12 protein-coding genes are annotated in these 9448 nt (G+C 62.6%); 8 read left to right on the forward strand and 4 right to left on the reverse strand.

From position 1 onward, the window contains the following. Positions 1-6 precede the first annotated feature (6 nt). The 4 genes from AQUI_RS0112330 (at position 7) to AQUI_RS27790 (ending at position 4335) form a co-directional block, all read left to right on the forward strand. On the forward strand, positions 7-867 hold the full coding sequence (locus AQUI_RS0112330; RefSeq protein WP_027257788.1) for a D-amino-acid transaminase: 861 nt from the start codon (positions 7-9) through the stop codon (positions 865-867). 333 nt (positions 868-1200) lie between these two features. Then, positions 1201-1437: a hypothetical protein gene (locus AQUI_RS0112335; RefSeq protein ID WP_027257789.1), complete on the forward strand. Its 237-nt coding sequence runs from the start codon at positions 1201-1203 to the stop codon at positions 1435-1437. Between the two features lie 572 nt (positions 1438-2009). Further along, entirely contained in the window at positions 2010-3191 is a 1182-nt protein-coding gene (locus AQUI_RS27785; RefSeq protein ID WP_035919944.1) for a CaiB/BaiF CoA transferase family protein, read from the forward strand. Positions 3192-3429: 238 nt separating this feature from the next. Then, on the forward strand, positions 3430-4335 hold the full coding sequence (locus AQUI_RS27790) for a DMT family transporter (RefSeq protein ID WP_084294376.1): 906 nt from the start codon (positions 3430-3432) through the stop codon (positions 4333-4335). Here AQUI_RS27790 and AQUI_RS0112350 read toward each other — a convergent pair. From AQUI_RS0112350 to AQUI_RS0112360, 3 genes are all read right to left on the reverse strand, one after another. Beyond that, positions 4307-4621, reverse strand: coding sequence for a DUF1244 domain-containing protein (locus AQUI_RS0112350; RefSeq protein WP_027257790.1), 315 nt, complete (start codon positions 4619-4621; stop codon positions 4307-4309). The two genes, AQUI_RS27790 and AQUI_RS0112350, sit on opposite strands and share 29 nt — an antisense overlap. An 83-nt stretch (positions 4622-4704) precedes the next feature. Then, a complete protein-coding gene (locus AQUI_RS0112355; protein WP_027257791.1) occupies positions 4705-4944 on the reverse strand; it encodes a DUF6868 family protein in 240 nt (79 codons plus the stop codon). Between the two features lie 145 nt (positions 4945-5089). Continuing rightward, positions 5090-5827, reverse strand: coding sequence for an N-formylglutamate amidohydrolase (locus AQUI_RS0112360; protein WP_027257792.1), 738 nt, complete (start codon positions 5825-5827; stop codon positions 5090-5092). Positions 5828-5947: 120 nt separating this feature from the next. Here AQUI_RS0112360 and pyk point away from each other — a divergent pair, with 120 nt between their 5' ends. The 4 genes from pyk to rplT all read left to right on the forward strand — a co-directional run bounded on the left by pyk (position 5948) and on the right by rplT (position 8347). Beyond that, positions 5948-7393: a pyruvate kinase gene (gene pyk, locus AQUI_RS0112365; RefSeq protein WP_027257793.1), complete on the forward strand. Its 1446-nt coding sequence runs from the start codon at positions 5948-5950 to the stop codon at positions 7391-7393. Between the two features lie 33 nt (positions 7394-7426). Then, the gene (locus tag AQUI_RS0112370) at positions 7427-7648 is read left to right on the forward strand and encodes a hypothetical protein (RefSeq protein WP_027257794.1); all 222 of its coding nucleotides are present in this window, start codon (positions 7427-7429) and stop codon (positions 7646-7648) included. Positions 7649-7766: 118 nt separating this feature from the next. Further along, on the forward strand, positions 7767-7967 hold the full coding sequence (gene rpmI, locus AQUI_RS0112375; protein WP_027257795.1) for a 50S ribosomal protein L35: 201 nt from the start codon (positions 7767-7769) through the stop codon (positions 7965-7967). A 14-nt stretch (positions 7968-7981) separates the two neighbouring features. Then, a complete protein-coding gene (gene rplT, locus AQUI_RS0112380; protein ID WP_024088794.1) occupies positions 7982-8347 on the forward strand; it encodes a 50S ribosomal protein L20 in 366 nt (121 codons plus the stop codon). 250 nt (positions 8348-8597) lie between these two features. Here the strand turns inward: rplT and AQUI_RS27795 are convergent, their stop codons facing one another. Next, positions 8598-9251, reverse strand: coding sequence for an isocitrate lyase/phosphoenolpyruvate mutase family protein (locus AQUI_RS27795; protein ID WP_051371887.1), 654 nt, complete (start codon positions 9249-9251; stop codon positions 8598-8600). Positions 9252-9448: the final 197 nt, after the last annotated feature.

Raw genomic sequence — 9448 nt, forward strand, 5'->3', positions numbered from 1 at the left:
AATACCATGACCCGTACCGTTTATGTGAATGGCGAATACCTGCCCGAGGGGGAAGCCACGGTTTCAATCTTTGACCGCGGCTTTCTGTTTGCCGATGCGGTTTATGAAGTGACCTCGGTTCTGGACGGCAAGCTGATCGATTTTGACGGCCACGCTGTGCGTCTGGACCGCTCGCTGAAAGAGCTGGACATGGCCTCGCCCTGCACCAAGGACGAACTGCTGGAAATCCACCGCAAGCTGGTGGAACTGAATGGCATCGAGGAAGGCCTGGTGTACCTGCAGGTCTCGCGCGGCTCCGATGGCGACCGTGATTTTGTGTTCCCCTCCGCCGATACCCCGCCGTCGCTGGTGCTGTTCACCCAGAACAAGCCGGGCTTGGCCGACAGCCCAGCTGCGCAGAAGGGCGCCAAGATTATCTCGATCGAGGACATCCGCTGGGGCCGCCGCGACATCAAGACCGTGCAGCTGCTGTACCCGTCAATGGGCAAGATGATGGCCAAGAAGGCCGGTTGCGACGATGCCTGGCTGATCGAGGATGGCCATGTCACCGAAGGGACTTCGAACAACGCCTATTACGTAAAGCACGGCAAGATCGTGACCCGGCCGCTGTCCAATGACATCCTGCACGGCATCACCCGCGCCGCAGTGCTGCGTCTGGCGGAAGAAGCGCAGATGGAAATCGAAGAGCGCCTGTTCACCATCGACGAAGCTAAGGAAGCGGATGAGGCTTTCACCACCTCGGCTTCGGCCTTTGTGATGCCGGTGGTAGAGATCGACGGTGTGGCCTTGGGCGACGGGACCCCCGGCCCGATCGCCAAGCGCTTGCGCGAGATTTACCTGGAAGAAAGCCGCAAGAAAGCGGTCTGAGGCGCACAGCCCGGATTAACGGTAGCCGGATCGATGATGCTGGGACAGATGATGAAGGCCGTCCCGCTGGGGCGGCCTTTCTGCATTCCTTGGCAGATGGCGAGGCCTTCACACGGTTTGATGCGGTGAGGACTGGCCGCCATTGATGCCCGCCTGGGCACAGTCGCTTGCGCGCCGGGTGAATGTCTCCAGATTTGGCCCTTCGCGGCAGGATTTTAACTAATTTTACACAAAATGGGCCAGTTCAGGACGAAATAGGATAGGGTGGAGGCATAGAAAGCAGTGCCCGTATAACCGGGTGTTTGCCAGAGTTTCACGTTAGGGAGTTGCCCCATGGACCAGACCTTTCAGCCGGAGTTCGCCGCAGTTGTGGAAGGCCCGTCAGCCGAGGGCAGCGAAGCAGAAATCCTGGCGGCGGTGCGCAGAGTGCTGACGGCAGAAGAGGTCATTGAACCGGAGATAGCGCAGTCGGCTGCCAAGCGCGGTTGGTTCGCGGGCAAAGCGCGGGCTTCTGAGCCTTCAGTCACAAGTTCGCTTGCGGCGCGGTTGCTTGGCCGGTTCTGCGGCTGAGCTTCACCGCCTTGTCCTGTGTGCAGCCCCCTGTGTTGCTGGATCACCCAAGGGACTACGCCCGGCACGGCCCCGCAACAGAAATGACAAGGCCGCCCCTGACCGGCGGCCTTTTTGCTTTTTAATGGCAATGGACCGTGCCAGTTGCCTTTTCCATATGGCAGCACTGGCCCGGAGGAGAGCTTTTCCGGCAGCCTCCGCCATGCATTACAGTTTCTTGCCGGCGGCGGTGTGCTGGCGAACAGGACGGCAGGGGCAATAGTGCGCCTGCAAGGGCGAAAGCTGGTATCAAAACCTTCATTCACAGTCTTCCAATCATGCTCTGTGCCGGGTGTATTCACTCATGGTGTAAACTGCACAAGTCTTTTCACGCCTTGCGGGTGTGGCACGTTTTCAATCCGCGTTTCTTCCCGTCTGCAATACTCCGGGGTGAATTGGTCGGCAGGCCAAGAGGGGCAGCACCCCGCACAGCCACCCGGCTTGTGCAGGAAAACGACAGCCGGCATGGCGGGAACGGGCCGGAAAAGTGCAGGCTGCGGCGCTTAGCCTTCAGGAAACAGGGAGGGTTTTCCATGCGGCCGTTTGAGGGAGTGCGGGTTCTCGATCTCACCCATGTTTACGCGGGGCCGTTCGCGGCCTATCAGCTGGCAGCCCTGGGGGCAGAGGTGATCAAGATCGAGCCGGTGAACCAGCCCGACATGACCCGGAGCGAGGGCGCGGATGCGGAGCTGAACGCGCGGGGCATGGGGCTGGCGTTTCAGGCCCAGGGGGCGGGCAAGAAATGCCTGGCGCTGGATCTGGGCAGGACCGAAGGCCAGGAGATCTTTGCCCGCCTGGTTGAGACCGCGGACGTGGTGGTGCTGAACTACACGCTGCCTGCGGTACGGCGGCTGGAGCTGACTTATGAGCGGTTGTCGGCGCTGAAGCCGGATCTGATCTATTGCGCAATCAGCGGCTTCGGACAGCTGGGGCCGAAGGCTGAGCACCCCGCTTATGACACCGTAATCCAGGCCTTCAGCGGCATCATGGCGGCCAATGGAGAGGCCGGGCAGGACCCGGTGCGGGTCGGGCCTGCGATGGTGGACTACGGCACTGGCGCGCAGGCGGCGCTGGCCATCTCGGCGGCACTCTATGGCCGGGCGATGACCGGGCAGGGCCGCTGTATCGACGTTGCGATGGCGGATGCTGCGCTGATGCTGCAGAACTCGGGTGCCTGCCAGGCCTTGGCCACCGGCAAGGGGCCGCGTTCGCACGGCAATCAGGACCCGGCGCTTGCAGGCTATGCCAGCTATAAGACCGCGGACGGCACGCTGATGATAGGTGCCTATACCAGCAAGCAGATGGCGGCGCTGATGCGTACCGCGGGCCGTCCGGCTGAGGCAGACGCGATCGCTAGGACGCCAAGAGCGGAGATCGCCGGGCGCCGGGCTTGGGATGCGGAAATTCTGACAGAGGTGATGCTGACCCGGACTGCGGCAGAGTGGGAGCAACTGCTGAATGCGCATCATGTGCCTGCCGCCCGGGTGCGCCATCTGGAGGAAAGCCTGGCTGAGCCGCATTTTCAGGCCCGCCGCGCTGTGCAGGAGGTGGAGGGGCAAAACCTGGCGGTGGCGGGCTTTGCCTATGATCACGGCAGCCCGGCGCTGGACCATGGTCCGCATGGGCATGGCGCTGACAGTGCCGCGGTGCTGGAAGGCATCGGCATTGCCCCCGAGGCGTTCGAGGCATTGAAAGCGCGGGGAACAGTGGCCTGAAAACGGCGGTCCGTGTTGGTTGAGCGGGGATCTCCCGCCTGCCGGATCTGCATTGAAAATGCAGCCCCCTCAGTTGGGCCAGGGTTTCGTGCGGGCGCGGGAGAGGCTGATTGCCGGGATGAAACAGTATGGGAGCGGCTGCACCGCGATCCAATGCGGACAGGCTGTCCGCTGCTGACGTGCAGATGTCAGCAGCGCAGTGATAGGCAGGCCCGGAAAACTGGAGGGGCGGGCCTTGATGTCACTTAATATCTCTCAGCGTATGGCGGGAATAATCCTGATTGCGGTCTCTGCCGCGGTCTTCAGCTCGGCGGGGATATTCACCCGCTCCGTCACGGCGGCAGCATGGGTCATTATCTTCTGGCGCGGGCTGACCGCAGCGGGGTTTATGCTGGCGTATCTGGGCTTGCGCGGACAACTTGCAGGAGAAGCCCGGGTTTTTGATCGCCGCGCCTGGCTGATTGCGGTGATGGGGGCTTTGGGAAGTGCCGCGTTTATTCCAGCCTTCAAGCTGAGCAGCGTGGCCAATGTGGCGCTGATCTATGCGGCAGCGCCTTTGGCCGCTGCGGGGCTGGCTTGGCTGGCGCTGCGCGAAGCACCGGCGCGCCGGGTGCTGCTGGCAAGTGTTGCAGCGCTGGCCGGTGTGGGGATCATCGTCTCAGGCTCGCTGGGGCGGGGCAGTCTGGCGGGCGATGCCCTGGCGTTGTTCATGACGCTGATGATGGCGGGGATCATGACGGCCTACCGCAAATGGCCGGATGTCACAGCTGCACTGCCCAACGCGGTGTCTGCGCTGCTGCTGTTACCTGTGGCTGCCCTGATGGCGCCGGTGGCAGAGATTCCAGCCGGGGAGCTGCCGGTGCTGGTGCTGTTCGGGCTGGTCTTTGCGGTGGCCTCGGTCACGCTGTGCGAGGGCGCGCGGCGGTTGCCTGCGGCAGAAACCGCGCTGTTGTCAGCGCTGGAGACGCCGCTGGCGCCTTTGCTAGCCTTTTTGATCTTGGCGGAACGTCCGGGCCTGACGACGGTTCTGGGCGGGGCGGTGATACTCACTGCCGTTCTGTGGACGCAGAAACCGCCCGTTCGCTCGCGGCGGCCTGAAAAGCCTGCTGACCAGCCTATTGCTTGTCCGTCACGTTCTCCTTGAACGCGACCTCGAATGCGGCCTGTTTTTGGGCGTTGGCCTCGGTCTGATAGTTGGCTTTCCACTCGGCCATGGTCATGCCGTAATAGATCTCGCGGGCTTCGTTCTTGTCCATCTCAATGCCGCGTTCATTGGCGGCTTCCTGGTACCAGCGCGCCAGGCAGTTGCGGCAAAAGCCGGCCATGTTCATCAGGTCGATGTTCTGAACGTCAGTGCGTTCTTCCATCAGGTGCTTTTGAAGGCGGCGGAAGGCGGCGGCCTGGATTTCGATCTCGGTTTGCTTGTCCATGGCGGTGGCTCCGGAGTGAATATTGGCGTCTGGCACAGGCCTAGCAGCCGACGCTAGTGCGGGCAATGGGGCCACATGGGGCGTCAGATCAGCTGCAGCGCAACCCACGGTCCCAGCGCGGTGGCAAAGATCACAATTTTATAGGTGCCGAGCCAGCGGTAGACGGTGAGGCTGACATCGGCAGGCGCCAGGCCGAACATCCGTGCGTGCAGGCCGGCGACCCAATCCCGCAGGGCCAGCAGCAAAAGGGCAGACAGGGTGAACAAGCTAAGATGCAGCACGGTCAGCCAGCCGAAGAAAGCAGAGAGAATGTCCAGGGTCATGATGACTCCTTTCCCGTTTCGCCCGCGCTTCCGTTACGAATATGGGGATTTTCTGCCAGTTCCGCAATGCGGGGCGGTTTCCCTTTGAGGGAAACGGCCAGGAAAAATCGATTTTTCCTGGCCGGAATTCGCGTCGAATTCCGGTTCAGAGGCCGGAGGCCTCCAGCGCTTTGGGCAGGACACCGGCCAAGCGTTCGGCCCAGATGTGCTGGCTCTTGTGCTCGGCAATCAGGTCGTTCCTCAGCTCGATCAGCGTGTTGGGGCGGCCCGGTTTGGTGGCGTGGGTCTCAATCGCGTCGCCGGGCAGATAGCCGGTGTAGGGCTCATTGACGCCCACGCACAGGCCGCCCTCGGCTTTCAGTTCGTCGATCACGAAGGGAGAGAACCGTTCACCTTCGGGAAACAGGATGCCGATCTCCCAGGGCCGCGGGGGGCGCCCGCGCAGCTGGCGGGTGAAACTGTGGACCGAGACGATCACCGTGCGGGGACGTTCCGCCAGCCGCGCCAGGGCGCGGTGGTAGGGGCGGTAGCAATTCTCCAGCCGCTCGGTCAGCTCTGCCGCGCCCGCGTGGCGGTTGGCCGGGATGATGGTGCCGTCGTAAAGCTTCATCAACAGGGTCGGGTCGTCCTCGCCGCGGTTGGGGTCGATCACCAGCCGCGAGAAGTTGGAGGCCACCACCGGCGCGTCCAGCATTTCGCCCAGCAGCTTCGACACCTCATAGGCGCCGACGTCATAGGCGATGTGGCGCTCCATATCCTCGCGCGGGAGGCCGAGGTCGCCGCCGCCGGCAAATTCCGGCACGTGGTTGGTGGCGTGGTCGCAGGTGATCAGCCAGCGGGCGGGGCGGTCTGCGCCGTGAACAAAATAGGGTGTGTATGTCATGAGCCTGATATGTTTTGCCGCAAGCTGTTTACGGGAGTTGCGGCAGAATGGGAATTGGGGGATAAGCACCCTGAACGCTGTTTGCGGTAACATATTTCAGGTCCGGAGGAGAAGACCCCTATGAAACGTTCGCGCAATGTGAAGATTGTCGCCACCCTGGGGCCGGCTTCGGAGACCTATGAAACGATCCGCGCCCTGCATGAGGCCGGCGCCGATGTATTCCGGCTGAACATGTCGCACGGCAGCCATCCGGAGATTGCCGAGAAGCACAAGATCATCCGCCAGGTGGAACAGGATTTGGACAGCCCGATTGCCATTCTGGCGGACCTGCAGGGACCGAAGCTGCGGGTCGGGGTCTTTGCCAACGGGGCCGAGGATCTGATGGAAAGCGCCAAGTTCCGCCTCGATCTGGATGAGGCGGAGGGCGACGTGAACCGCGTGTGCCTGCCGCATCCGGAGATTTTCCAGGCGCTGGAGCCGGGGGCGCATCTCCTGGTCAATGACGGCAAGATTCGATTGGCGGTCGAGGCGTGCGGTCCGGATTTTGCCGATTGCGTGGTGGAGACCGGCGGCACCATTTCCAACCGCAAGGGGGTGAACGTGCCCGACGTGGTGCTTCCGCTGGCGGCGCTGTCGGAGAAGGACCGGGCGGATCTGGAATTTGTCTGCGCCTTGGGTGTGGACTGGCTGGCGCTGTCCTTCGTGCAGCGGGCCAAGGACGTGTTTGAGGCCCGCGGGCTTGCGGACGGCCGCGCCGCGGTACTGTCAAAGATTGAAAAGCCGCAGGCGGTGGAGGATTTCGAGGCTATTCTGGACGCCTCGGACGGGATCATGGTGGCGCGCGGCGATCTGGGGGTTGAGCTGCCGGTTGCCGCGGTGCCGCCGATCCAGAAACGGCTGGTGCGCAAGTGCCGCGCCGCGGCCAAGCCAGTGATCGTGGCGACCCAGATGCTGGAAAGCATGATCGAAAGCCCGATGCCGACCCGCGCCGAAGTCTCGGACGTGGCGACGGCCATCTACGAGGGCACCGACGCGATTATGCTGAGCGCCGAAAGCGCCGCAGGCCAGTATCCGATCGAGGCGGTGCAGACCATGGATAAGGTCGCAGTCGAGGTCGAGGCAGACCCGACCTATACCCAGATCATCGCCGCCTCGCGCTCGGCCAAGGGCACCACTGTGGCCGATGGCATTGTGGCGGCAGCGCGCGAGATTGCGGAAAAGACCGAGATCAAGGCGATCTGCTGTTTCACCCAGTCGGGCACCACTGCGCTGCTGACTGCCCGCGAACGCCCCGGTGTGCCGATCATTGCCATGACCCCGGTCAGCGCCACCGCCCGGCGGCTGTGTCTCAGCTGGGGTTGCAAATGCGTGATGACGCCGGAACTGGACCGCTTCAAAGGTGCGGTGGTGAGTGCGGCGCGGGCGGCGCGCTCCGGCGGCTATGCCGGGGACACCGACCAGATCGTGGTCACTGCCGGCGTGCCTTTCAACGTGCCGGGCACCACAAACATCCTGCGCATTGCCCCCTGTGATGAGCGATTGATTTACAGCACCGACCCGGAATAGCCTGACTTCACAGGTGTGTGAGGTAAGAGTCGGATGGAAACGGATCTGCCGCTGATTGCGGGGCTGGTGATCGCCGGGTTTACGGTGCCGTCGATTCTGTCGGCCTTCAGCGAGCGGCGCCCGCCGCGGGCCTCTGTGGCGACCATTCTGATTGCCATCGGTCTGATCATCTATGCGGTGGTGATGAAACCCGGCGGCTACCGCCTGGACGAGATCCCGGATGCGTTTTTCCGGGTTCTGGGACGCCTTCTTTAGAGAATCAGCTTGCCCACCGGGCAGGCATTGCGTATTGGGCAGCTCTGTTCCGCGTGGCCGGCCTTTCTTAGGCATGCCGAGTCGCGCGTCTAGCGAACCCGCATTGAAGGAGACGGAAATGCCCAAGATGAAGACAAAGTCGAGCGCCAAGAAGCGCTTTAAGGTGACTGCGACCGGCAAGGTCATGGGTGGTCAGGCCGGCAAGCGCCACGGCATGATCAAACGGACCCGCAAGTTCATTCGCGACGCCCGCGGCACCACAACCCTGTCGGCACCCGACGCAAAGATCGTCAAGGGCTTCATGCCCTACGACCGCTAAGAGGAGATTGAGATATGTCCCGCGTTAAAGGTGGTACCGTCACTCACGCCCGTCACAAGAAGGTCATCAAGGCAGCCAAAGGTTATTACGGCCGCCGCAAGAATACCTTCAAAGTTGCCCGTCAGGCCGTCGACAAGGCGAACCAGTATGCAACCCGCGACCGTAAGAACCGCAAGCGTAACTTCCGCGCGCTGTGGATCCAGCGGATCAACGCTGCTGTCCGTTCGCACGACGAAGCGCTGACCTATTCCCGCTTCATCAACGGCCTGACCCTGGCCGGCATTGAAGTGGACCGTAAGGTTCTGGCCGACCTAGCCGTGCACGAGCCCGAAGCCTTTGGTGCCATCGTGCGCCAGGCACAGGACGCGCTGGCAGCCTAAGGCGCCGGAGCTTTCGAATTCAAAGAAGGCCGCTCCATCCGGGGCGGCCTTTTCTTGTGGTCATTGAGGTCCACTGTTTCTCACTTGGTCTAGCCGCAGAAAATGGCCGGCTTGCGGAAGGGCAGCCCGCTGAATCAAGGCTTGAAGCGCCTGGACTGCCCTCTGTCGCCGCATGTCGGGTTTTGCAGGGAGGGAATTGCACGCAAAGGTCGGCGAAGGCAGGTTTGCGGCTCACCCTGCTAACATCGCATCAATCTCGGCCGTGCTTGCCGCCCCCTTCAGGATCGTGAAATCGCCCCGTTCCAGCATCGCACTGGTGCCATCCAGGACACCTGCTGGGTGACGCGGGCCAGCCCACGCCGATGGAAATCCGGGCGGGACCCAGTGCACCAATTTCATCTGTTGTGAGATCGCGCATCGCACCCGCGGCCAGCAGATTGACGGGTGTGCCTGTGGCGGCAAGCGCGCGGGTGGTTCCGGCATCTACCAGCGGGGCGTACATCACATCTGCACCTGCTTGGGCGAACGCGTGGCAGCGGCGCAGCGCCTCGGCTAGTTCATAACTATTCATGAGCCAGCCATCAGCGCGGGCAGTCAGCACGATCCCCGCAGCCTCTATCCGTGCCAATGCCGGATCAAACGGATTGGAATTTGTCCCCGGGACAGCCGTGTCTTTCACCGAAACCCCAGAAAGCCCGGCCTCTGCTGCCAGTTTCACAGTCTCGGGATCGTCTCCGAAACCGTTTTCGAAATCGCGGTTCACCGGCACGTCGACCGATGCGCAGATACTGGCAGCGTGCTGCAGGGCGATGTCGCGCGTGATCTGGCGGCCATCGGTCAGGCCCAGCGTGACGCCATACCCTGAAGGTGTTGTCGCCTGCGCCTGCGCACCTGGCTGCGCCATTGTCTTTGCTGATCAAATATACCAGGGGTTTGGTATCACTGCCGGTTTGCCCGGGACGTAAAGGGCGCGGCATCGATCCGTCAACTCGTAGCGGCGCAAAGCCTGCTCCTCTCTCCGATTGGCCGAAGTGCTGCTCACTATAGCCGATGGGGTGGATGGCTCCTGCTCGAACCGGCGCCGCAATGCGCCATGATGCA

This window comes from Leisingera aquimarina DSM 24565 (assembly GCF_000473165.1).
Classification (GTDB): Bacteria; Pseudomonadota; Alphaproteobacteria; order Rhodobacterales; family Rhodobacteraceae; genus Leisingera; species Leisingera aquimarina.